This is a genomic window from Paenibacillus solisilvae (assembly GCF_042656405.1).
GTDB lineage: Bacteria > Bacillota > Bacilli > Paenibacillales > Paenibacillaceae > Paenibacillus_Z > Paenibacillus_Z solisilvae.
Genome location: NZ_JBHSOW010000041.1, coordinates 25,654 through 50,090 on the forward strand (window position 1 = coordinate 25,654; position 24,437 = coordinate 50,090).

The 24,437-nt window shown below is 51.0% G+C and carries 14 protein-coding genes and 1 pseudogene; 13 read left to right on the forward strand and 2 right to left on the reverse strand.

The genetic code is table 11. The annotated features are described in order from the left end of the window. The first annotated feature begins 402 nt into the window (after positions 1 to 402). Positions 403 to 837 (forward strand): hypothetical protein, encoded by a 435-nt coding sequence (locus tag ACFPYJ_RS11685; RefSeq protein WP_379188313.1) that lies wholly within the window; start codon positions 403 to 405, stop codon positions 835 to 837. A 169-nt stretch (positions 838 to 1,006) separates the two neighbouring features. After that, the gene (locus ACFPYJ_RS11690; protein ID WP_379188371.1) at positions 1,007 to 1,735 is read left to right on the forward strand and encodes a response regulator; all 729 of its coding nucleotides are present in this window, start codon (positions 1,007 to 1,009) and stop codon (positions 1,733 to 1,735) included. Between the two features lie 1,081 nt (positions 1,736 to 2,816). Here the strand turns inward: ACFPYJ_RS11690 and ACFPYJ_RS11695 are convergent. Beyond that, positions 2,817 to 3,587, reverse strand: coding sequence for a fibronectin type III domain-containing protein (locus tag ACFPYJ_RS11695; RefSeq protein ID WP_379188314.1), 771 nt, complete (start codon positions 3,585 to 3,587; stop codon positions 2,817 to 2,819). Positions 3,588 to 3,977: 390 nt separating this feature from the next. Between ACFPYJ_RS11695 and ACFPYJ_RS11700 the strand changes: the two genes are divergently transcribed. The 9 genes from ACFPYJ_RS11700 (at position 3,978) to ACFPYJ_RS11740 (ending at position 19,935) form a co-directional block, all read left to right on the forward strand. Next, positions 3,978 to 4,622 carry an SOS response-associated peptidase gene (locus tag ACFPYJ_RS11700; protein WP_379188315.1) on the forward strand — a complete coding sequence of 215 codons (645 nt, stop codon included), beginning with the start codon at positions 3,978 to 3,980 and terminating at the stop codon, positions 4,620 to 4,622. Positions 4,623 to 4,787: 165 nt separating this feature from the next. Further along, complete coding sequence (locus tag ACFPYJ_RS11705) at positions 4,788 to 6,518, forward strand: stalk domain-containing protein (RefSeq protein WP_379188316.1); 1,731 nt, start codon at positions 4,788 to 4,790, stop codon at positions 6,516 to 6,518. A 244-nt stretch (positions 6,519 to 6,762) separates the two neighbouring features. After that, a complete protein-coding gene (locus tag ACFPYJ_RS11710; RefSeq protein WP_379188317.1) occupies positions 6,763 to 7,920 on the forward strand; it encodes a substrate-binding domain-containing protein in 1,158 nt (385 codons plus the stop codon). A 225-nt stretch (positions 7,921 to 8,145) separates the two neighbouring features. Then, positions 8,146 to 11,169, forward strand: a complete 3,024-nt coding sequence (locus tag ACFPYJ_RS11715) for an alpha-mannosidase (protein ID WP_379188318.1) — start codon at positions 8,146 to 8,148, stop codon at positions 11,167 to 11,169. 81 nt (positions 11,170 to 11,250) lie between these two features. Beyond that, positions 11,251 to 12,165: an ABC transporter permease gene (locus ACFPYJ_RS11720; protein ID WP_379188319.1), complete on the forward strand. Its 915-nt coding sequence runs from the start codon at positions 11,251 to 11,253 to the stop codon at positions 12,163 to 12,165. Positions 12,166 to 12,178: 13 nt separating this feature from the next. After that, positions 12,179 to 13,072 carry a carbohydrate ABC transporter permease gene (locus tag ACFPYJ_RS11725; protein WP_379188320.1) on the forward strand — a complete coding sequence of 298 codons (894 nt, stop codon included), beginning with the start codon at positions 12,179 to 12,181 and terminating at the stop codon, positions 13,070 to 13,072. 67 nt (positions 13,073 to 13,139) lie between these two features. Beyond that, the gene (locus ACFPYJ_RS11730) at positions 13,140 to 14,822 is read left to right on the forward strand and encodes an extracellular solute-binding protein (RefSeq protein ID WP_379188321.1); all 1,683 of its coding nucleotides are present in this window, start codon (positions 13,140 to 13,142) and stop codon (positions 14,820 to 14,822) included. Positions 14,823 to 15,015: 193 nt separating this feature from the next. After that, on the forward strand, positions 15,016 to 16,695 hold the full coding sequence (locus ACFPYJ_RS11735; protein WP_379188322.1) for a GMC oxidoreductase: 1,680 nt from the start codon (positions 15,016 to 15,018) through the stop codon (positions 16,693 to 16,695). Positions 16,696 to 17,337: 642 nt separating this feature from the next. Then, positions 17,338 to 19,935: a Calx-beta domain-containing protein gene (locus ACFPYJ_RS11740; protein ID WP_379188323.1), complete on the forward strand. Its 2,598-nt coding sequence runs from the start codon at positions 17,338 to 17,340 to the stop codon at positions 19,933 to 19,935. A 78-nt stretch (positions 19,936 to 20,013) separates the two neighbouring features. Here the strand turns inward: ACFPYJ_RS11740 and ACFPYJ_RS11745 are convergent, their stop codons facing one another. After that, positions 20,014 to 20,802, reverse strand: coding sequence for an AraC family transcriptional regulator (locus tag ACFPYJ_RS11745; RefSeq protein ID WP_379188324.1), 789 nt, complete (start codon positions 20,800 to 20,802; stop codon positions 20,014 to 20,016). Positions 20,803 to 20,923: 121 nt separating this feature from the next. On the opposite strand from ACFPYJ_RS11745, the pseudogene pyk reads away from it, so the two are divergent. Together pyk and ACFPYJ_RS11755 are read left to right on the forward strand one after the other, a co-directional pair. After that, positions 20,924 to 21,940 (forward strand): annotated as a pseudogene (gene pyk / locus ACFPYJ_RS11750) (pyruvate kinase); the annotation flags it as partial. 113 nt (positions 21,941 to 22,053) lie between these two features. Then, positions 22,054 to 24,036 carry an ABC-F family ATP-binding cassette domain-containing protein gene (locus tag ACFPYJ_RS11755; protein ID WP_379188325.1) on the forward strand — a complete coding sequence of 661 codons (1,983 nt, stop codon included), beginning with the start codon at positions 22,054 to 22,056 and terminating at the stop codon, positions 24,034 to 24,036. Positions 24,037 to 24,437 lie beyond the last annotated feature (401 nt).

The following is a 24,437-nucleotide window of genomic DNA, read 5'->3' on the forward strand; positions in this document are numbered from 1 at the left end:
GATAAAATCAGCAGAGCCTCCGCCAATGTAGGTTTTTTGTCAGGTAAGAACATGTTCGCTGCAAGCAGCGAACATAACCTTAACGAAGATGTAAGGCAGCTTTAAGGTAAATCGATAGCAGCTTTTGGGAAGGGAATGCACATTGGAATCAGGCGTTTGGCAGTATCGGTTATCAACATTCCATATGCGAGAGGACCCGTCCTCAAGATGGCGTATTTCGTCATCGTTAGGGCGCGTTATATTAAAGCGGTCAACCAGATGATGGTTTAAAGATCCGCGGGGGCCGCCAAAGTCAATCGAGAGGGCTGCCGGGTTGACGGGAGCCTTCCATTCTTTTGGGTGATTGGATTTTCTGCAACTTTCCCGGATCGGAGTAAGTCTAGTGTATGAGGGGGGCTGCAGATGAAGAAACGACTGAGTATGATGTTCATTATTCTCATTGGATGCGCCTTGTTGAGTGGAACAGCTTCTGCAGATTGGGCCCGTTCGTTTGTCGTCAATAAAGGGAGCTCGTATACGGTTACGGATAGTCGGATGGATGCCAAGCAAATCGGAGAACGAATAGGCAAGGTTACTTTCTATTCTGACGAAGAGGGCACGTATTCAGGGAACTTCTCCAACCGGTATCCGAAAGGAACGGAATATTATAAAATCATTGATGTCGATACAAAGGAAGCCATTGCCGTTAAAGAACGGGAAGGCCAATATATTAAAGCGGTTTATAGCGACCAATATGCTGCCTACAGCCGCAGCTGGCAAGAGATTTGGCCATATATAGCAGGATTTCTCATCTTGGCAGTAATCACTGTCTTAACAATAAAGAGACTTCGCAAGTAAAGGCTGCTCATAGTGGATCGCTTGAGATCCTCCTTGCATATATTCACCACAGAGCCGGGGGTAACCCCGGTTTTTTTGTTGAAGGCAGGAGCGCGTTCGTGATTGTTTGAAAACAAATTCGAGTATGGTAAGGTCAGCATATTAAGGGGGCGCTTTCATATATAAACTGCTGCTTGTTGATGATGAAGCGGATGTAAGGGAAGGACTTCTCAGTGAAATCGACTGGGAGAAGCATGGGTTTGCAGTCGAAGGTACAGCGGAGAATGGGCGGGAGGCGATGGAGCTCGTTGACCGGCTGTCGCCTGATGTTGTTCTGACTGATATCAGCATGCCGTTCATGGACGGGCTTTCCTTGTCGGATTGGATTCGGCGGGAGCATCCTTCCGTGAGAATTGTACTGATCTCCGGCTATGATGAATTTGAATATGCACAGAGGGCAATCAAGCTCGACGTGGATGAATATATTTTGAAGCCGTTCGAAGCTGAGCAAATTATACAGGTGCTTCTTAAGGTGAAGGAGCGTCTTGATGTAGAGATCACCGGACGTGAAGATATGGAGCAGCTGCGGAAGCATTACCTGACCAGCTTGCCTGTGCTGCGTGAAACCTTTCTGATCTCCTTGCTCTCACGCAAGCTGCCCATCAGCCAAATTGTAGAGAAAGCCCGAGGTTATGACCTCCAGCTGGAATGCAGGCAGTATGTTGTTACGGCGATCAGTCTTGAGCAGGACCCGGAGCTATCTGCGGCACTAGGCTCACAAACACATAGCAGCCATGAGCCTGCTGCGAGAACCGGATCCCTGCGCGCATCAGGCGATATTGACCTGCAGCTGTACGCGGTATTGAACATTGCCGAAGAGTGGGTTCAAGAAATCCTGCAACAACAGCAATGGGAATAATATTCGCTTGCGTAGTGCCAGTGCAATGCTTGCGTAGTGCCAGTGCAATGCTTGCATAGTGCCAGTGCAATGCTTGCATAGTGCTTGAGCAGTGCTTGTGCAGTGCTTGCGCAGTGCTTGCGCAGTGCTTGTGCAGTGCTTGCGCAGTGCTTGCGCAGTGCTTGTGCAGTGCTTGAGCAGTGCTTGCGCAGTGCTTGCGCAGTGCTTGCGCAGTGCTTGCGCAGTGCTTGCGCAGTGCTTGAGCAGTGCTTGCGCAGTGCTTGTGCAGTGCTTGCGCAGTGCTTGCGCAGTGCTTGCGCTCTCGCGGCGGTAGCCTGCTAGATCCGTCAGTGCTTGTGCAAATCGAGTCTGCTTTCAAGGAATGAAAGGGGACTATCCATGTGTCATCCTTGATGACTTATGGGGAAGCCCCGATATCAATTGCTCTTCCCTTCCTATCCGTGGCAAATTGGTTGACAGCCATCACCTGTCGTCGCCCGGTGCGCGCTGAAAACTGCGCGGGGTGCTGTGTGCTGTGTGCAGAGTGCAGAGAAAGATACTGCTGCACCTTGGCCTATACTGCATTTCGTACAGTTAAAAGAGTGCTTTCCGCTTGTAGATGCTTCTATACTGCATTTCATACAGTTAAATCGCCCCATAAGAGCCTTATAGTGCTCAATTAGTCATTTATAACTGGAAATTTCCAGTATAGCGCTCGTTTGAACATCTGAAGCCCGATATAGCTGTAAAAATCCAGTATAGATGCGCACGCGTCATGTGATTGACTGCCAAAACGTGTCGCACCACCGCAAGCTGGAGTTGTAGTGCGGTGCAGAATAGTAAGGAAGCCCGATATAGCTGTAAAAATCCAGTATAGATGCGCACACGTCATGTGATTGACTGCCAAAACGTGTCGCACCACCGCACGCTGGAGTTGTTGTGCGATGCAGAATAGTAAGGAAGCTCGATATAGCTGAAAAAAATCCAGTATAGATGCGCACGCGTCATGTGATTGACTGCCAACACGTGTCGCTCCACCGCACGCTGGGAGCTGCACGCCGCGATGCAGAAAGTAAGCCGCGAATGCCGAACACGCGACAAGTCATTCACACAAGTGTAAGACGTGTCTGCCCCAAAGCACCCTGTGTTGGCTAAGAAAACAACAAACTGGGCGTTTTGATTCAATAAAATAGGGCCGACAGGATGTAAGGACTCTCCGGTAGCTGATCAGCTTGTAGGTGACGAGGCTTTGCGGCGCTAAACCTTCATCAAGGAATTCTTCCTCGGCCGTCGTGGCGACTAATTCATCATTGCGGTAGACCTCGAATTTCAATTGCCCTGGGAGCTCGACGGATTTCCACTGCAGCGTGATCTCTCCTGAGCCGCCCGACAGCCAGGTCGATTTCTGCGGGGCTGCCGGATTGACGCGGTCTAGTGTGACCGACACCGGAGCGGATTCCGGACTTGACTGTGCATCCTTGAGGGCGGTGGCCGTGAATTTATAGAGGCCGTCCGCAGCTAATGGAGAATCGATGCTGAAGCTTCCTTGAGCGTCGGCTGTGATCTGACCGGCTACGATTTTCACATTCTGTTTATCCGTCCGGTAGACCGTAATTCTCGCATCCGGCTCCGCCGTTCCGGCTATGCGGCTGAGCGGCTGATTGGTGTAAGGCGCAAGCGGTGCGAGAATCGGTGCAGCAATTGTCAATAGAGCTGAAGTTTGCCCGTTTGGATTATCGCTGTCCGACTGATGGAGCAGCTGCTTCCTCCGCTGGAATATCAGCAGGCGGAGCCGGCTGCTCTGAAGCAGCGGGATTTTCCGCCGCTTTGCCGTCTGAATCTGCAGGCTGGACATCGCCTGCTTGTTCCTCATTAACAGCTCCGGCAGATGCACGTACCGGTAATAAGGTGACGATGATGGCTATGATGAGGAGGATGGCAATGGATGTATTCCACCGTCTTATGGCTGGCTTAAACATGGTTAACTTCCTTTCCAATCTGAAATGTATGGATTCCGAATGGTTCTTCTGCCTGCTCCTGCTGTCAAGGTGAAGGCTGTGCGCCGGTTCACCCGGGTACGTCCGATCACACCCCATTCATGCTGGTTTCCTCTTTCGCCAATATCGTAACAAAATCCGATTCGCTCACCATCTAACGAAAGATATATAAACCAGATGTATCTTTCTGGAGTAAATGGCACATGTTTTTGGCCGGAGTGGCAAATAATAACTCAAAACCAATAACTTACGAGGTGATCCCTGCTATGTGCCAAGCGCTATCCGTTACAGCTGATTCTTCCGAGATAACCGACCGGTTTGGAATCGAACAAGTCCTGTCCTACCGCTCTAATCGTCAAGAAATCAACACACATGAAACCGTCTCGATTATTCTCGAGCACAAAGAAACCCGCATTTTGGATGAATACCGCTGGGGGTTAGTGCCGTTCTGGGCAAAAGACTCCTTCCGCATGGACAGCGCCGAGCTGCTGCAAAAGCCGATTTTCGAGCGAATCATTAAGAAGCAGCGCTGCGTGATTCCATGCAGCGGATTCTATGTCACGCGGACGGAGGGCAAAGTGACGGAACGGATGAAAGTGACGATGCGCACGGGCACATTCGGCATCGCCGGACTCTATGACGTCTTCAAATCAGCCTCAGGCGAAGAAGTCAGAACCTGCACCTTGTTAATGACGCCTGCGAATCTGCTTATCGCTCCGTTCGAATCCAGGATGCCGGCCATTCTGGAGCCTGAGGATATCGACGCTTGGCTGAAGCCGGAATCGAAGCTGCCCTTTGAGCTGAAGGCGATGCTTCGTCCGATGGATGAGCTGCGTATGGTCACGGTCCTTCTGCCATCGACGAAGGGAGACCGGGTGGAATTCGATATGCCGCGTCCGGAGTGGATATAGGAGATTGTGGACGGAGAGAAAGCGCCATCTGGCGCTTTTTTTTGCTGTGGAGAAAGCCGGATATCTTGTACGGTTCTCCCGGATATTTAACATCTGTAACTTTTCTGGAAAATCATTCGTCAGAAACCGTGTACATTCCTATTGAGATGGATTGGAGGCGTTTTAATGACGAGTAGATGGAAGAAAGCAGCCGCCCTTCGGCTGCTGAGCGCAGGGGTATTGATCACCTTTGCAGGAACTGCGCAGCATGCAGGGGCACAAGTCAATACAAGCCTGTCCAGCTATGACGGTGTAAGCTTCAGCTCGGAGAGCAATGTCCCGCTTGCGAAGCCGCGCTGGACGTCGGATATCGGTCAGGCTCTTAATGAAATCGGGCAGCAGCCAAGCGTAGTTGTTGACAGCGGAAGCTTATATTATGTAAAGAATGGTTCTTTAATTGCGCAGCAGAGCGCCACAGGGAAGATCCTTTGGTCGTTTGGCAGCAAGCTGAATGCGAACGCAGTGAAAAGGGACGGGACGATTCTCTATGTTTATTCATCAGACGGCAGTGTCTACCGGGTATCCGCGGCAACAGGGAAAGGCTCGCGTATTTATCAGGTGAAGGGCCAGCCGCAGCAGGGCCAGCCGCTCATCTCGAATCTCATGGTGGACGGGGCATCCTTATATCTGACAAGCACGCTTGGGTTGATTGCGGTCAATTCCACGACCGGCAAGGAAAATTGGAAGAACACGAGTGCGACGTATTACCAGCAGATAGAGCGGGTGGGATCTGTTATTTTGGCGGGAACCTTTGAATCGGGAGCGATAACCGTCAGCACGGCGTATGCCATTGATGCACAGAGTGGCAAGACCTTGTGGAGGCTTGCTGGCAGCCATGAAGGCCCGCTAAAGATAGATGGAAACAAGCTGTATTTTCAGAATACATGGCCCAAAAATGATGGAAGCAAATTTGTTGTCGATATCGACGAAGTCGATCTGGCAACAGGCAAAATAACAGCCGGAAAGTCCTTTATCCCGGTACTGGAAGGTATCGACCCGATAACGCAATATCCTCAGAAGGTGATCATGGATGGGCATGATGTCTATGCTTCTATTCCGGGCAGAGGGCTGCTTAAGTTCAATTACGATGCGGATCCTTCCGCCCTAAATCCTGAGCTCCTGGATGATTCAGTGAAATGGATTGCGGGTCCTTATAATGGAAAGCTGTTCTTCAAAAGCGGGGATAACCAGGGGTTCTATGCCCGTAAAGTCGTTGATCATATGCGAGTGGATTATACCGGCCTGGATAATCCGGTCAGCCGCCTGGATCTTATTGATTCCGGTTTATATGCAGGCCAGACGGACGGCGATATATTCGCTTATAATGTGGTGACCAGCAAAGCGCTGTTCCGGTTTAAAACCTCTGCCCGTAATTATGGTCCGTTCCAGGTATCGGGAAATACGCTGATTGCGCAGGCCGACGGCAAGCTGTACGCATTCGGGCTTCCGGCGGAGCTGCGCAAGCCGGCCGCTGCAGACAATGCGTCCGGCACATACAGCAAAGCCTCCGCGAAGCTGACGATAAATGGAGTGGAACGTAAGTTTGAGCCAGGTATGATGACGACGAATAACCGGATGTTCGTACCGCTGCGTTTCTTGACGGAGGCGATTGGCGCCAAGGCTGCTTATCATGCGCAGACCAAGCAGACAACCGTAACCTACGGGGAGCGGATATTCACTATTGGGGAAGGGGCCCCATATGCGGAAGCGGCCGGAAAGCAAACCCCATTAACCTATGCCCCCGCAATGATTAATGGAAGCCTATACGTGCCGATTCGAGACTTTGGAACCTTGCTGGGTGTGGAAATCACCTGGAATACGGGCTCGCGGACGGTAGCGGTTGTAACGAAGAAATAATAAATGAATGAATGAAGTCCTGAGCATGCAAGAATGGAGCTCAGGGCTTTTTTTATGCGGAATGATACGTAGGGCCATATGAAGATAAACAACTAGAGCTGTTAGAAGCGCTTATTTTAGAGGGGAATAGAAGGGTATTTTCGATAAACGATCAAAGTCTTGCGGGATTTGATTGCATGAGATTCGTTAATAATATATATTATATATAACAAATCAATATATCGGATTGGACTTGGTGATAGAAATGAATACAACAGATCGAATACCATTATATCAAAAGATTCAGGATTATATTCGGACGCTTATTGACACGGAAGGGCTGAAGGGCGGGGAACGCATCCCGACGGAGAAGGAATTGATGGATCTCTTTAATGTTAGCAAAATCACGGTCGTTAACGCTCTCTCCGGCTTGGCGAATGAGAAAATCATCACCCGCGTCCCGGGCAGGGGCAGCTTCGTGAGCGTTCGGGAAACGGAAGAAATGCCGTCCTCTGCTGTTCCTGCTCCCCAAAGCTCGGCCGCTCTTCATGTTGAAGAGCGGCCGGATACAACTATCCGGACAGGCATTATCGGGATGATTATGCCTTCCATTGATGACTATTTTGCCGCCAGGCTTATTAAGGGCATTCAGAAGGGGCTTGAAGAGAAGGGCTACCGTCAGATGATTCTTATCTCAAGCGGCGAGGTGGAGATCGAGAAGGAAGCCATCAAGACCTTGAAGGAAATGGGCGCGGAGGGAATTCTGATATTCCCTGTGGATGAAGAACGGTACAACGAAGAGATTCTGAGCATGAAATTCTCCGGCTATCCATTGGTATTAATAGACCGTTATCTTCCCGGCGTGGAGACGCATTATATCGCGGCTGACGGCCGCCTTGGAACGAGTCTGGCTGTGGATCACCTCTGGGAGCTCGGACACCGGGAAATTGCCATTTGCTCGGATTCTCCTATTCAAACCGTTACGGTGCAGGACCGGATCGAAGGCTATATGGATGCGTTGAAGAACAAGGGGGCGCTCATTAATCCGGCGCATATGATTACGGATTTCCGTATGGAGAGCTTAGAGGGGGTAGAGGCACACCCTTTATTCAGGTATATCCGCAATAAGATGGCGACGGCTTATATTACACTTAACAGCAGACTGGGTGTGCAGATTTTTCAATTGGCACATCAAGCCGGTCTGCGCGTTCCTGAGGATGTGTCGATCGTCAGCTTCGATGATCCGACCTCCATTGTAGAGGAATTTAGTACATTTACCCATATAAAACAGTTTGAATATGAAATGGGCTATCAAGCGGCCAACAAGCTGCTGAATATTATTCTGAATGGCGAAGACAAGTTTAATAATGTATTGATTAAACCTGAGCTTATCATCCGGCAAACGTCAGGGCCCTGCCGTTAAGCACCAATTATAAGTGAATAAGCAGAAGATCTTTTCCTAGGAAAAGGTCTTTTTTTTTATGTTTTAGTAAATACATATTGAATATGTAAATAATATATATTATAGTACTTATTAAGAAGAGTGCTTCCTGATTATATCGAATCGTATAGATGCAGAATATGAAGCGTGCATCATTCGGTTACAAGCCTATAGCTGCAGCAGGAACGTTGGAAAAGGAGATGCAACATGCCATACGAAACGGTGAAACCCGGACACTTAAAATCCATGCTTGATAGATTGAAGGATCACATTTATATTCCCCTGACGGAGTTAAAGGTAATCGCCTGGGTAACACAGGAGCCGGTCGGCTATGAAGAGCGCCAGTCAGGCAGCAGAATTGAACTGGCTGCCGGTGACCGGTGGGGGCAGCTGTGGGATTGTGCCTGGTTCCATTTTAGCGGTAAGGTTCCCGCTCAAGAGAAGGCGCGTAAAATTGTGCTGCTGATCGATGTGAACGGCGAATTATGCCTCGTTGATGAAGAAGGAACACCGGTACAGGGCCTGACTAATATTAACTCGGAGTTTGATTACTCTCTGGGTCTGCCGGGTAAACGGGTGGTGGATGTCAGCGATTCATCCGCCGGTGGGGAAACGATCGATCTATGGGGCGATGCAGGTTGTAATGACCTCTTCGGCCGTTACCGGAGCGGGACTTTGAAGGAAGCGGTTATCGCTGCTTGCCGCGAGGATATCCATAAGCTGTATTATGATGCGGAAGTGCTGCTCGAGACGGCTGAACAGCTTCCGGCCGGATCTGCGCGCAAGGAGCGGATTTTCCGGGCGCTGCAGGATGTTTCCCTGTTGTTGACAACGTTCTCGGAGGAGAAGGTTGCACAGGCCGGTGTTATACTTGATGCGCAGCTGGCTAAACAAGGCGGAGACTCCGTGATGAGCATTAGCGCTATCGGCCATGCACATATCGATCTGGCCTGGTTATGGCCGATTCGGGAGACGATCCGTAAAGGCGCCCGCACATTCTCTACAGCTCTAAGAATGATGGAGCGCTACCCGGATTATGTATTCGGCGCAAGCCAGCCGCAGCTCTACGATTGGATGAAACAGCATTATCCGAAGCTGTATGCGAAGGTTAAGGACCGCATACAAGAAGGACGCTGGGAACCGCAGGGGGCCATGTGGGTGGAGTCCGACACGAACGTGCCGGGCGGAGAATCGCTGGTCAGACAAATTCTGTATGGAAAGCGGTATTTCCTGGAAGAGTTCGGGCAAGAGATGAAGACGCTTTGGATGCCAGATGTATTCGGCTACACGGCAAGTCTTCCGCAAATTCTGAAGAAATCCGGCGTTGATTACATGATGACGCAGAAGCTTTCCTGGAGCACCTATAATCGTCATCCTCATCACACCTATCACTGGGAGGGCATTGACGGCTCGCGCGTGCTAACGCATATGCCGCCTGAGGATACGTATAACAGCCCGGCGGCACCGAGATCCATCATGAAGGCCGAGCAGGATTATTTGGACAAGAATGTAGCGGATCATGCCCTCATGCTGTTCGGAATCGGCGACGGCGGCGGCGGACCGGGCGAGGAGCATCTGGAGCGGCTGTCGCGTGAGAAGAATTTGCTTGGTTTGTCTCCGGTTGTACAAGAGCCTTCATCCGTATTCTTCGAGAAGCTAAGCGTTGGGGCCGATCGTTACCAAACCTGGCGCGGCGAGCTCTATCTGGAGAAACATCAAGGCACATTAACGAGCCAGGCCCGCAACAAATGGTACAACAGGAAGCTGGAAAAAGCGCTGCGGGAGCTTGAATTTGCCGCTGTATGGGCTGCGGCAAGCAATGAGCTGGTCTATCCTGCAGAAGCATTGGAGGAAATCTGGAAAGAAGTGCTGCTGTACCAATTCCATGATATCCTCCCGGGATCATCCATCAAACGGGTGTATGACGAGTCGCTTGCCAGGTATGAAATTCTGCTGAATACCGTTGAGCTGATGATCAAGGAGACTTACGGCGCGGTTTCAAAGAGCTTGAACGCTGCTTCAGCGGTATTCAATTCCCTCCCTTGGGAGCGGGAAGAGTGGATTCAAACCGAAGGCGGATGGAAATCGGTCAAGGTGCCTCCGATGGGGTACACCCTGCTGACAGATGAAGGAAAATTATCTGCGAAATCCGAATCAGAGCTTACCGTATCGGCAGGCAGCCGCACGCTTGCAAATGACCTGCTGCAGGTGACATTTGGAGAAGACGGCGGAATTGTCTCGATCTTGGATAAAGAACAGCAGCGCGAGGTCATTGCATCGGGTCAGAAAGCAAACGACCTGGTTGTCTATCACGATCCCGGCGACGCTTGGGATTTCCAGCAGGATTACCGGCAAACAGGCGGTATGAGCCTGCAGCTGGTCGAAACGGCTGAATTTATCGACGGGCCCACTGCAGGATTCGTCCATACGTACTGCTTCGGGGAGTCGCTTCTGACCCAGAAGGTCCTCTTGACCCGAGGCAGCCGCCGTATCGACTTCGTGACGCATGTGGATTGGAAGGAGTCGGACAAAATGCTCCGGACTTCGTTCCCGGTGGCCGTTCATGCCGATCATGCAAGCAGTGAAATCCAGTTCGGCTATCTCAAACGTCCTACGCACCGCAATACGATGTGGGATTATGCCAAAGACGAAATCTGCGCCCATCAATGGATCGATATTTCGGAACCGAACTACGGTGTGGCTTTGCTTAACGACAGTAAATATGGCCATCGCGCCGAAGGAAACGAACTGGATTTGAACCTGCTTCGCAGCTCCACCTACCCTGACCCTGAAGCAGACCGGGCGGAGCACAGCTTTACCTACTCGCTGTATCCGCATCAAGGCAACCATGTGGAGGCCGAGGTTTACAAACGGGGTAATGAGCTGAATGTTCCGCTTCGGACCGCTGTGATTCCTGCGGACGGATTAAGCCGTAAAGGTGCTGCTGCATTACCGGAAGCTTATTCGTTCCTGCAGCTGGATCATCCGAACATCATGATCGAGTCCGTGAAGCAGGCGGAGGATAATGATGATCTGATCATCCGTTTATACGAGACTGCCGGCACAAGGCTTCACGCGAACCTGCAAACCGGATTCGGCTTGGAGGAAGCATGGCTGGCTGATTTGATGGAGACGAAGCTTGAGAAGCTTCAACTGGAGAACGGCTTCATACCTTTGACGTTCACACCGTTCGAAATTGTAACGGTTAGACTGACTAAACCATCCCTGTAAAGCAAGCGCGTAAGGAGAGGATGAGGGTATTCCCCACCTTCCTCTCCCACGGCGCTCATGTCCCAAAAGGAGGTAGTGCTCATGGCATCATCATTTCTGTGGAAGCGGCTTTGGAAGCATAAGGTGTTTTACCTGTTCATGCTGCCGGGCATCGTCTGGTTCTTTCTCTTCTCGTATGTCCCGCTCTATGGCATACAGGTAGCCTTTCGTGACTTTAATTTCATGGGTGGATTTACTGGAAGCCCTTGGGCCGGTCTCAAATATTTTCACCAATTTTTTGATTACTATCAGTCAGGCACGATAATTCGCAATACTATCATTATCAGTCTAATGAAGCTGATCATCGGGTTTCCGATGCCGATTATTCTCGCTATTCTACTCAATGAAGTGAATAACCGTAAATTTAAGAAAGTTGTGCAAACGCTATCATATCTGCCCTACTTCGTATCCTGGATAGTTGTTATTACGCTGATGCAGCGTTTATTGACGCCTTACGGCGGACCGGTTAATGATGCGATCACTTCGGTATTTGGCACAGAGCCGATACAGTTCCTGAATAATACGTCGTGGTTCTACCAGGTTGTGCTTGGCTCGGATATATGGAAAAACATCGGCTGGAGCTCGATTATATATATGGCGGCAATCGCCGGTATCGATCAGCAGCTGTATGAAGCCGCTAAGATCGACGGTGCAGGCCGTTTCCGTCAAATGTGGCATGTCACGCTTCCGGGTATTCGCAACATCGCCGTTATCTTGTTCATTCTAGCTACTGGAAGTCTCATGGGTGCAGGCTACGAGCAGATGCTGCTTCTGAATGGACCTGCAACGACAGCCATCGGCAGCGTTCTCGATGTGCATGTAATCAGCTCGGGGATTTCGCAGGGTCGACTCAGTTATGCCGCCGCAGTTGGTTTGTTCCAAAGCTTTATCGCCCTGATCCTGATCGTAACGGCGAATCGGATAGCCCGCAAAATCAGCGATGTGTCGCTGTTCTAAGGAGTGATGTGAGGTGAGGAAAAAACATTTTTCACTATTTAACCTGTTTAATTACACAGTTCTGGCGTTAATCGCATTTACAATGGTCTACCCATTCATTTATATCGTTGTTTATTCTCTTAACGATGGTAAGGATTCGATGCTGGGCGCTTTATACTTCTGGCCCCGGCAGTTTACGTTCGATAACTATGTGGAAGTATTCGATAATCCATTGATTTGGCAGGCGTACAAAATCACGATCGCCCGTACGCTTCTGGGTACGTTTTTACATGTCGCCTTGTGCACGCTGATGGCCTACGCCCTGTCAAAGAAAACACTGCCAGGCCGGACGTTCTTCACCTTCTATATCTTTCTGCCGACGATCTTCAGCGCCGGATTTATACCTTTTTTCATCACCCTGCAGAAGCTTCACCTCATTAATAGCTTCTGGGTGTATATTATCCCGATGCTGTTTAATTTCATTCATATCGTCATCATCCGTACGTTCTTCCAAGGCATTCCGGAAGAGCTGGAGGAGTCGGCGTATATCGATGGTTACGGCGATTTCCAGATCTTCTTGAAAATCATACTTCCCTTATCCGGTCCCGTACTGGCTACGATCGCCCTATTTATCGGGGTCCAGCATTGGAACGACTGGTTTACCGGTGCCTATTACGTATCGGATAAGAATCTGATTCCCGTTCAGACCCTTCTTCAGCAATTGTTGAGTGAAGCGGAAGCGCTCTCATCATCCATGACGCGGGCACAGCAGCAGGGCGGGCAGACGATAAACGTGAATGTGGGCGCTACGCCTGAATCGCTGCGGATGGCACTGCTGGTTATTACGGTCTTTCCAATTCTGTGTATCTATCCGTTCCTTCAGCGTTATTTCGTTAAAGGCACTATGATCGGTTCTGTAAAAGGCTAATGAGCCAAGGATAAACGTTCCAGCTTGGGACTTTATCATAAATGATTACACAATCAGGAGGGTTCGTATGAAGATCAAAACTTATGGAAGCGCTAAAGCTTTGCTCGCAATCAGTTTGGTCGCAGGGATGGTCATCGGCTGCAGCAGCAACACAGGCAATAACAGAAACACATCCGGAAATACCGGTACGACAACCAACAACGGCGGCACGAATGCCACTGACGAAGTAACGGTTTCTGTCCTTCATAACTGGAATGGTTCTACCGGAGCAGACATAGACATGACTCCAGTAGCCAAGGTTATTAAAGAGAAAACAGGCGTTACGGTGAAATGGGAGTATACGAAAGGCAGCGAAGTCGAGAAGATCAACACGATATTCACGACGCAGGATCTTCCTGATATCTATACCGGCCCGGCATGGGGCGGCGAGCTTGACGGCATCATTAAAGCGGGAAAAGAAGGCCAATTGGTTGATTTGACGGATAAGCTGGACAAATATCCGAATCTGGCCAAAGCGATTGCCAAAGAAAATGTGCCGCCTGCCTTGTACGATAAAGCAATTGGCGGGATTGACGGCAAGAAATATTTGATGTATCAGAATCAGCCTGCGACAGAAAAGGATGCAACCGACTGGTTGTACGGCTTCTACGTCCGCAAAGATATTGCCGATAAGATCGGAGTCGACCCGCAATCGGTCGTGACCAAAGATGACTTGTATAATTTCCTGAAGAAAATTAAAGATGCCGGCCTGAAAGAAAATGGAATGCCTGTCATGCCGCTTGGCGGCTTCAGCAACGGCTGGGCAGTCGGAATCGGCAATACGATGTTCTACGGCGCAGATTATGTCGACAAAGGCGACGGCACATTCGAGCATGTCTTCTTCAATAAAGCGTACGAGGATTACACCCTGTATTACCGCAAGCTGATCTCCGACGGCTTGCTGGATCCGGAAACGTTCACGCAGACTGATCCGATCGCCAAAGAAAAAATCACGCAAGGCCGCATCGCCGTGCTTGCCGCTCACTATCCAGCTATTCTGGATGCTTCCAAGGAATATGTGAAAGCTCATCCGGGCAGCGATTATGTTCCGGTAGGTCCATTGGAGCGTGCCGGCGCAGAAGCGAACCGTCCTGTTGATCTGGGTATTCAAGGCAATAACGTTACCGCAATCACGAAGAAAGCGAAGAACGTCGATGCAGCGCTTCGTCTGCTGGATTACTTGGCCTCCGATGAAGGCACACTGCTCGTTCGTTACGGCGTCAAAGGCGTACACTGGGATGAAGTTGACGGCAAACCAACTGCCAAGAAGGACTGGGCTGACAAATTCACTGCGGATACTACTGGCAAGCTGAAGAAAAACGAAGGCATGGGCATTGGCTTCGAATCGATGTCAGGTCAGGACCGTACGGTTTCCTTGGGTGGAGGAGATATTTGGGCCGACCCAGCCCGTACTGCCATGATGGAGAAAGCGCGTAAAATTCTCCGTCCGAACGGAATCAGCGTCATATCGGCTTACTACCCTGGAGATGTAATCAGTAAGTCTCCGCAGTGGGAGTCGTTGAAGCCGTCCATGGATCAAATTGGTGATGTATGGAAAACAGCTGTTTTTGCTAAATCCGATGAAGCGGCTTTGAAGGTTATTAATGATCTTCGCGAGCAAATGAACAACACCGGCTATCCGGAAGCGATCAAATACGCGAATGATAACCTGAAGGGTAAAGAAATCGTGAAGCTGCAAATGGCGAACTAATAGCAGGATTAGATAGACAAGAGGCTTTTCGGGTCGTAAAGACGCCGGAGAGCCTCTTGTTCTATGCAGGAGCAAGTGAAGAGGGCGTTAAGACGATGAGTCATAAAACAGTTTGATTCAGCATTACAGTATAAATAGGTTGCAATACTTAGAGATGTTAATTGTTCCTCCAAGCCGGATGAGGAGTGATGTATTGAAGATATGGGTTTCTAACGAGCATGAAACGCCCAGAATCATTGCGGGTATAAATCGCGTATCTATTGAGAACCTCATGCTGCTCAATCCGCATATTGAACATCCCGACCAGGATATTACCGGTAAACCGGTATATCTTCCCGCAGTTGAATTGGATATCGGCACCCAATCGAGGCCTGAACCAAATGATGCGATTCCGACTTGCCCGGCCGCTCCGGTACAGCCGCTCAATAACTGGATTCCTCTCACTCCGCTGGAACAGATGGCTGAACAGGAATATGATGTTCTGATCATCGGCACCGGGGCCGGAGGAGGAGCTGTCCTTTGGAGATTATGCGATAAATGGAAAAAGGAAGGGAAACGGATTGGTATCATTGAGCGTGGGGACCAGGTGATTCCGACGCATGCGCGAAATCTGTCGACGATTAACCAGGAGCGGCTGACCGCTTATTTTAGTTACTTATCCAAGCCATTGCCGGGTTCTATTCCCGAATATCCAGAAGCAAGACAGCTTTTTGCATTGGGAGGCAGAACGTTATTTTGGTATGCATTTACGCCTCGGATGAAGGAGTGGGATTTGGCGAAATGGCCTGTACCGGTGCAGGAAATGGAAAGCTATTACGGTGTGGCTGAAGAAGTCATGAACGTCACCGCATCTTTTGCAGAAGGGGCCACGTTCACGGAGAATTTATTGGAACGGTTGTGGATGCGGGGCTACTCCAAGGCGGCTCCCCTTCCGGTCGCAGCGGATATCGTTCCTCAATCGTTAGGTCAGATTCATACCGACATGTTTACAAGCTCCATTTCACTGCTCGCCAGAGCGCTGAATCAAAGGCCGTTCGATCTGGCCATCAACGCACGTGCCGTTCAGATCATCCATGAAAACGGGAAAGTCACCGGGGTTAAGGCCGTATCCCCGGATAAAACGGCTTATACCCTGAAGGCCAAAACGGTTGTCATATGCGCGAGTACGTTTGAAACGCCGCGCTTGCTGCTTTATTCAGGATATCAACACCGGGCGCTGGGACACTACTTGACCAATCAATCGTATGTCCAAGCTTCAGGAAGTATAAGCACCACCGATTTCCCACTCAACAGGGGACCCCTGAACATCATGATTCCACAAAAACAGGATTCTCCGTACTCCGTGCTGATGACCGGACCGGAAGGCTTTTATTGGTATCCTGTTACCATTGAAAGGCCGTTTACGAGCGAAACCCTGGTCAACTTCTATGGATACGGAAAGGTCGAACCCAGATATGACAATCGGATTACCTTGAATCCGAATAAAAGAGACGAGTATGGGGTCCCTGAAATTCAGGTTCATTATTCCTTGAGTGAAAACGATTGGAAGGTCATTCGCCAAATGGCGGACGGTATTAAGCTAATTGCCAAAGATGCGGGCATAGGTTTGATTTCTCAAGGCGGTAAACCGCCCGTTTGCCTCACCCCGCTCGGAGATTTGAATCATGATTCAGGCACATGCCGAATCGGTGATGACCCGTATACGTCGGTCGCTGACGGATATGGGCAAATCCGCGGGGCATCCGGACTCTATGTAGCCGATAACAGTGCTCTGCCTTACATTGGTGCCGAAAATCCGACTTTAACAACGATTGCATTTGCCATTCGAACGGCGGATCATATTATTCGGCAGCACAGAGTTGTCGGATGCTGAACGACTTTCGAGGAATTAACTAGAGGGAAGGAAGAATGCGGCATGAACGGAATGCCTGTTATGCCAAAGACAAGAGGCTTTTCGGGTCGTAAAGACGCCGGAGAGCCTCTTTTTGTACCGTTAAGATGATTTCTTAAGAGGCATCCGGATTCTTAGCACAGAGCAGGTAACGCGCGAAAAACCCCGTATATTTGCCTGATTAATGACGCTGGTCACTATACATGCGGCAGTCATTTAAGTTAAAATTTACTTGGATATATTTGTCTAATTAGGAGTTGAAAACCATATGAAAGCCGCGGAACATACAATGACCGGATACATGACCGCCTTCATGACGACGGTCACTGGTCATAGAAGGGTGTCGTTCCTTACAATGGAACATACAGCCAGTTGAAAACTCCATTCTCCTCTTCGTGAAGCGGGCCCGCATCACTTCCGCTTGCAACGTCTTTTCTCCAAGATTATTGACCCCCAGCCCTTTCCAGCCCGTTCATCCGGATAACCTAACATGCACGAGTAACAAAGGAAGGAAGAAAGACCTGCCATTTGCTTACAGTTTCCCTATAAGCGGGGTGGGAATGTTTAAATAGAATAGCTATTCTGATACAAATTGTATCCTAAATGATAGGGAGGAATTAGCAAATGTCAGGCTTAAGATCCATACGAAAACCGGCAAAACCGGCAAGAAAGATAGCATCCCTTCTGCTTGCATCCGTCCTTGTTCTGCCGGCATTCGGCTCATTGGCGCATGCGGATGCGGCGGCCGGTGAATTTTCGTTTGACAGCACTTATTATTCAATTGGAGAAGCGGACAGCTCCGTTATGCTGACGGTCAACCGCACAGGCGGCTCGTCAGGCGAAGTTACCGTCGATTATGCGACTATGGACGGCTCGGCCTACGGCGGAGGGGATTATTACAGCGACTTTGGAACGCTGGCTTTCGCGGACGGAGAGACGTCAAAGACGATCTACATCGGTATAAACGATGATTTTGATACGGAAGGCGATGAGGGCTTCTCCATCGCGCTGAGTAATCCGACCGGGGGGGCGACGGTCAGTGCTTCCGCGTACGCGGATGTAAACATCTTGGATAATGATAACTGGATTCCGGACCCGCCGGGTCAGCTGTCCCTGTTTGCAGCTAATTACACCGTTAATGAAGGAGCAGGCTCTGTTTTGTTATCGGTCAGCCGTACAGGCGGCTCGGCAGGCGCAGTGACGGTTGATTACAGCACGAGCAGCGGAAGTGCAGCTCAAGGGACGGACTTCGGCGGAGTCAGCGGCAAGCTGCAGTTTGCCGAAGGCGAAACTTGGGCGGATATTGAAGTGCCGATTGTCAACGAAGATATGTATGAAGGCGATGAGAATTTTACGATGACATTGTCCAATCCGACAGGCGATGCGACGATCGGGAATGGCAGCGCAACCGTAACGATTGCGGATAACGACCCCGATGTTCCGCGTTATCCGGGCGTGCTTGAATTTGGAAACGTCAATTACAGCATCGACGAGAACGACGGCTCCGGCATGATCCAAGTTACAATCAAGCGCAGCGGCGGATCGGATGGATGGACGGCGGTCGATTATGCGTTTGCAGACTTTACGGCCGTAAAGGGCAGCGACTACGACGCGTATGACGGAGATTTGTATTTTGCCCCGGGAGAAACAGAAAAAACGATCTATGCCTATATTTACGACGACTCTGAAAGTGAAGGTGATGAGAAATTCTCCATTACTTTAAGCAATCCGAGAAACGGCGCGACGCTGGGGGCTGACTCCGAGGCAAATGTCACGATTGCCGATGATGAACCTTGGACTCCGCTGCCAGGGGTGCTGGAGCTGAATACACCTACTCCGCTCGTGAATGAAGGCGTCGGTACGGCCCAGTTTACGGTCAGCCGTTCAGGCGGTTCGAGCGGTGAAGTGACGGTGGACTACAGCGTCGGCGACAGCAGCGCGTCCGAAGGCTCCGATTATACGGGCACTGGAGGTACGCTCGTATTCGGAGACGGTGAAACGTGGAAGAACATTCAACTGCCGATTATTGACGACAGTGAATATGAAGGCGATGAGAACTTCACGCTTACGCTGTCCAATCCGAGGGGAGGAGCGGCGATTGGCACTGTCGGCAGCTCAGTCGTTACGATCGAGGATAACGATACGTATGTGCCGGGACATCCGGGGCAGTTCGAGTTTGTAGGGGATTCCTACTATGTTAATGAGGGCGACGAAAACGGCCAAATCCATATAACGGTTGAACGAAATAATGGTACCGATGGCGAGGTCACGGTCGATTATGCCCTCGAGGGCGGATCTGCTTCAGGAGGCATCGATTTTGAACCGGTTTACGGAACGCTGACTTTCACACCCGAGCAGCGATACGGAACGATCAGCATTCCAATTATTAATGATACCGAAATGGAAGGCGAAGAAAGCTTCGCCGTCATGCTGAGTAATCCGACGAACGGTGCAACGCTGGGTACCCGGTGGGCCGCAGCGGTGACGATTGGGGATGACGACGAGTGGATTCCCGATCCGCCGGGCGAATTTAATCTGGAATCGGCTTCCTATTCGGTTGGTGAAGGGGAAGGCTACGCAATGCTGACCGTAAACCGTACAAACGGAGCGGGCGGCGAAGTGACGGTCGATTATGGCATCGGCGGCGGCAGCGCATCCGAGGGCGCGGATTTTGGCGGTACGGGCGGAACGCTCGTCTTTGCCGAAGGAGAAACGGCGAAAACGATCGAGGTGCCGGTTTACGATGACAGCGAGTATGAAGGTGACGAACAATTCTCCGTCTCGCTGTTTAACCCGACAGGCGGCGCGTCGGTCGGCAGCTTGAGCAGCGCAAATGTGACGATAACGGATAATGATCCGGCAATCCATCTGCAGCTCAGCGCGTCCACCTACTATGGGATTGAAGAATCAGGATGGGTTACGGTCAAAGTAATCCGCACGGGCAGCGCGGAAGAAGCGGTTACCGTCAATTATGCGACGGTTTCAGGCAGCGCCAAAGCGGCAGCCGACTTTACCTCCGCCTCAGGCAAGCTGACGTTCGCCAAAGGCGAGACGAGTAAGACAATCAAGATCAAGCTCTTTGATGACAAGCTGAAAGAGCTGAACGAATCCTTCAGCATGCAGCTGTCGAATCCGGCCGGCGGCGCCGTTCTGGGCGCGCAAGCCTCGGCGGCCGTCAGCATTCTGGATGCGGATCATATCAAGCTTAGTTCACGGCATTAACGATCAACGACAAGCGGCGGCTCCTTAAGTAGATCTTCTACTTTTGGAGCCGTCTCTTCTGCTGATATGGTCATTTGCCTACTCCCGGTTAGTCCGCTCCGCGCTGACCTCGGAAGGCAGCTTGCCGACAAGCCGCTTGAACACCCGGTTAAAATAGGACGAATCGCTGTAACCGAGATGGTTCGAGATATCCTGGACGCTGAGCTTGGAATGACGCAGCATGTAATTCGCGGTTTTCATCCGCTTGAGATGCACGTATTCGCTGATCGTGAGTCCTGTTACTTTGCGGAAGAGGGCAGCGGCGTAATTCGGACTGACTCGGATGCAGGAGCCAAGCTCGTTTTTCGTTATTTTGCTGCGGTAATGCTCCTCGATATAATGCTTCATGCGCTCGATGTGCTGAATGGAAGATGGGGCTTTCTCTCCCTCATCCACCTCCCGGTTGATCGTCACAATGAGCTCTGTGAGAAGGGCGGCGCACATGATCGAGAAGTAGCGGTCGCGTTCGGTCCACTGATCGACGATGATAAGCAGCTTCTCGAGCAGCAGCTCGGGCATATGCGTGACCCAGCGTAAGGGCTCCTTCCGCGCCAACAGAGGCAGAGAGCCGGTCGTGAATGCCCCGGACGGGCTGAAGCGGACCATCATGCTCTCGCGGATTCCTCCGCTGCCCCTCAGCTCGGCTGCAGGTATGCCTGGCGGTATGAAGAGGAGCTCGTTCTTGCGGCATACAATTGTTTTGCCTCTGTAGGTGAAGCTGCACTGACCGAAACGCACCCAGATTAGCGAATAGCAGTCCGCACCCAGCGTCCGGCTGTCCTGTCCCAGAATTCCGCGTTCCTGCCGAATATCAAAAATGTTGAACATATGACACTCCCCTGTTCCGATCGTACTATAATACAATCACTGTACTATAGTGCATCGCACTTCCGCAAACCTTCTTTTACAATAAGTATAGGGAAGTTATCAGGCTGAGGAGTGAACGGATATGAAAAAGACATCTATCGTCTGTACAATGGGACCGGCATGTTTGTCTGTTGAAATTTTGGAAGAAATGATGCGTGCTGGCATGAACATCGCGCGGTTGAATCTTGCCCATGGAGATCTTGAGGATCATGCACAGCGTATCGATATGGTGCGCAGCGTGGCAGGCAAACTGAATATGCCTATTCAGATTATGCTGGATATTAAAGGACCGGAGATTCGTACGGGCTTAATTGATGCCCCTTCTTATTTGCTCAAGAGCGGCGAATTTCTGACGCTTACGACGGAACAAATCATCGGTAACGAGAAACGGATTTCCGTTTCCTATGACTTGGCGCAGGATGTGAGCGCAGGCTCGCGTATTATGATCGACGACGGTCTGATCGAGCTTCAGGTTGTGCGAATTGAAGGCCAAGACGTCGTTTGCGTCATTAAGAATGGCGGCGTTATTAAATCCCGTAAAGGCGTTAACCTTCCAGGTATTCAGACCAGCCTTCCAGGCGTAACGGAGAAGGATAAGCTGCATATTAAGTTTGGTGTGGAGCATGGCGTTGAGATCATCGCGATGTCATTTGTACGCCGCGCCGAGGATGTGCTCGAAGTGAAGCAAATGCTTGCAGAGCTTGGAGCGGGCGGCATTCATGTGATGTCGAAGATTGAGAATCAGGAAGGCATGGACGAGCTTACAGCGATTATTGAAGCATCTGATGGAATCATGGTGGCGCGCGGCGATCTGGGCGTAGAAATTCCGCTTGAGGATGTGCCGTTCGCTCAGAAAACGATGATTGCCGCTTGTAATCGTGCCGGTAAATTCGTCGTAACCGCAACTCAAATGCTGGAATCCATGCAAAGCCAGCCGCGGCCTACACGCGCAGAAACCTGCGATGTTGCCAATGCGGTATGGGATGGAACAGACGCTGTTATGCTGTCAGGGGAGACGGCAGCGGGTCTTTATCCGATTGAGGCGGTCCGTACGATGGCGGCAATCGCAGCCCGCGCTGAGCAGACTACGGATGCTTTTCGAAAGAAAGATTTGATTGAAGCTTAGCTTATCGTTTAAAGTTAGTAGAGGCCAGCGTGCTTGGAAGTGAACGGCACGACCCTGAGATCTGCTAAAGTTAGGCGGGAATAGACATGCACGTATTAACGGTTGATCATATTTCAAAGACGTTCGGCGAGAAAATATTATTCGAGGACGTGTCGTTCGGCGTTGAGATGGGCGACAAAATCGGTATTATCGGCGTGAACGGCACCGGTAAATCGACGTTCATGAACGTCGTTGCAGGAATAGAGCCCCCTGATTCGGGCTCTATTCTTGTTGCTGGAGGCGTGACGGTGCAGATGCTGTCGCAGAATCCGCATTTCGATCCCGAAATGACGGTAATCGAACATGTGCTAAGCGGCGAATCGGCGCAGATGCGCGCGGTTCGGGCTTATGCGGATGCGCTGCAGGCGCTGGAGCTGCTGCCGAACGATGCGGCGATGCAGGATCAGCTCGTGCGGGCTAACCAGCGTATGGATGAGCTGGAAGCATGGGGGCTGGAGAGCGAAGCCAAGACGGCGCTGATGAAGCTGGGTATTGCCCGGTTCGATGCGTTGCTCGGCACCTTGTCCGGCGGCCAGCGCAAGCGGGTGGCGATGGCGGCAGCGCTCATCCAGCCTTCCGATGTCCTGCTGCTGGATGAGCCTACCAACCATATCGACAATGAGTCGGTTGCATGGCTTGAGCAGATGCTGCAGAAGCGCAAGGGCGCACTGCTCATGATTACGCATGACAGGTATTTCCTCGACCGGGTCAGCAACCGGACGCTGGAGCTCGACCGCGGCCGGGCTTTCTTCTACACGGCGAATTACAGCCGTTTTCTCGAGCTGAAGCTCGACCGGGAGGAACGCGAGGCGGCTTCCGAGTCCAAACGCAAAAACCTGCTGCGCAATGAGCTGGCCTGGATGAGGCGCGGCGCCAAAGCGCGTTCGACCAAGCAGCAGGCGCGGATTCAGCGCTTCGAAGCGCTTCAGGCGAGCGCGCCAAGCAAAGCAGCCGATAAGATGGATGTCTCCGTAGCCTCATCACGGCTTGGCAGGAAGATTGTAGAGATAACGGATTTGAATAAATCCTTCGAGGGAAATACCGTCATTCGGGATTTCAGCTATATTGCCGTTCCTGAGGATCGGGTCGGCATCGTTGGCCGCAACGGGCTAGGCAAGTCAACGCTGCTCAAGCTGATTGCAGGCAAGCTTACGCCGGACTCAGGTGAAGTTTCACTCGGGTTAACCGTGAAGCTTGGCGTGTTCTCGCAGGAGCGGGAGGAGATGGATGATACTCTTCGCGTGATTGACTACATCCGTGAGAGCGCGGAGCGGGTGACAACGGGAGATGGCACGACGATAACAGCTGCACAGATGCTGGAGCGTTTCTTGTTCCCTCCTGCACAGCAGTGGACACCCATTGCTAAGCTATCCGGCGGAGAGAAACGCCGGCTGCAGCTGCTGCGCGTCCTGATGGAAGCGCCGAATGTCCTGCTGCTCGATGAGCCGACGAATGATCTGGATATTACAACGCTGACGGTGCTGGAGGATTATTTGGATGATTTTCCGGGTGTCGTCTTCGTCGTCTCCCATGATCGATATTTCCTGGACCGCACGATGGAGCGGATCTTGGCCTTCGAAGGCGATGGCGTTATTACACAGCATGTCGGCAACTTCACAGATTATGAAGAATATGCCGCAGCGCAAGGCTTGCGCCCCGGCGACAACAGCGGCTTGAACGCAAGCGCAGCACGTACGGTATCCGCTCCTGCAGCGAATAAGCCCTCCCAGGCTGCTGACTCAGCGGGTCTGTCTTCGGAAGCAGCTACTGCTTCCGAGCCTGCCCGTCAGATGAAAATGACCTACAAAGAGCAGAAGGAATTCGACACCATCGACGAGGACATCGCGAAGACTGAAGATGCCCTGCAGGCCATTCATCAACGAATGGAAGCAGCCAGCAGTGATTCCGCACTGCTGCAGCAGCTCATCAACGAGCAGCAAGAGCTCGAAGCAATTCTGGAGAACTACATGGACCGCTGGGCGTTCCTCAATGAACTGGCCGAGCAAATTGCGGCAAGCAAGAAGAAATAATTTCATCATTTATAAGGGTCTGTCCCAAAAGCCATAAAGGCTTTGGGACAGACCCTTTGCTTTTTAGCATCAGATACCTGTTATACCCCAGCCTATACTGGAATTCGTACAGTTAAAAGACTTCCATCCGATTAAAACGGTCTCTATACTGCATTCCATACAGCTATATCGCCCCAAATGAGCCTTTTGAAGCCCAATTAGGCATTTATAACTGGAAATTTCCAGTATAGCGCTCGTTCTTACATCTAAAGCCCGAAATAGCTGTAAAAATCCAGTATAAATAGATGCGCATGCGTCATGCGGTTGGCTGCCGATACCTATCGGCCTGCCACGTGCCGGGAGCTGCGAACAATGCAGAATGAAACCGCGAATGCCGAACACGCTGCAAGTCGTTCACACAA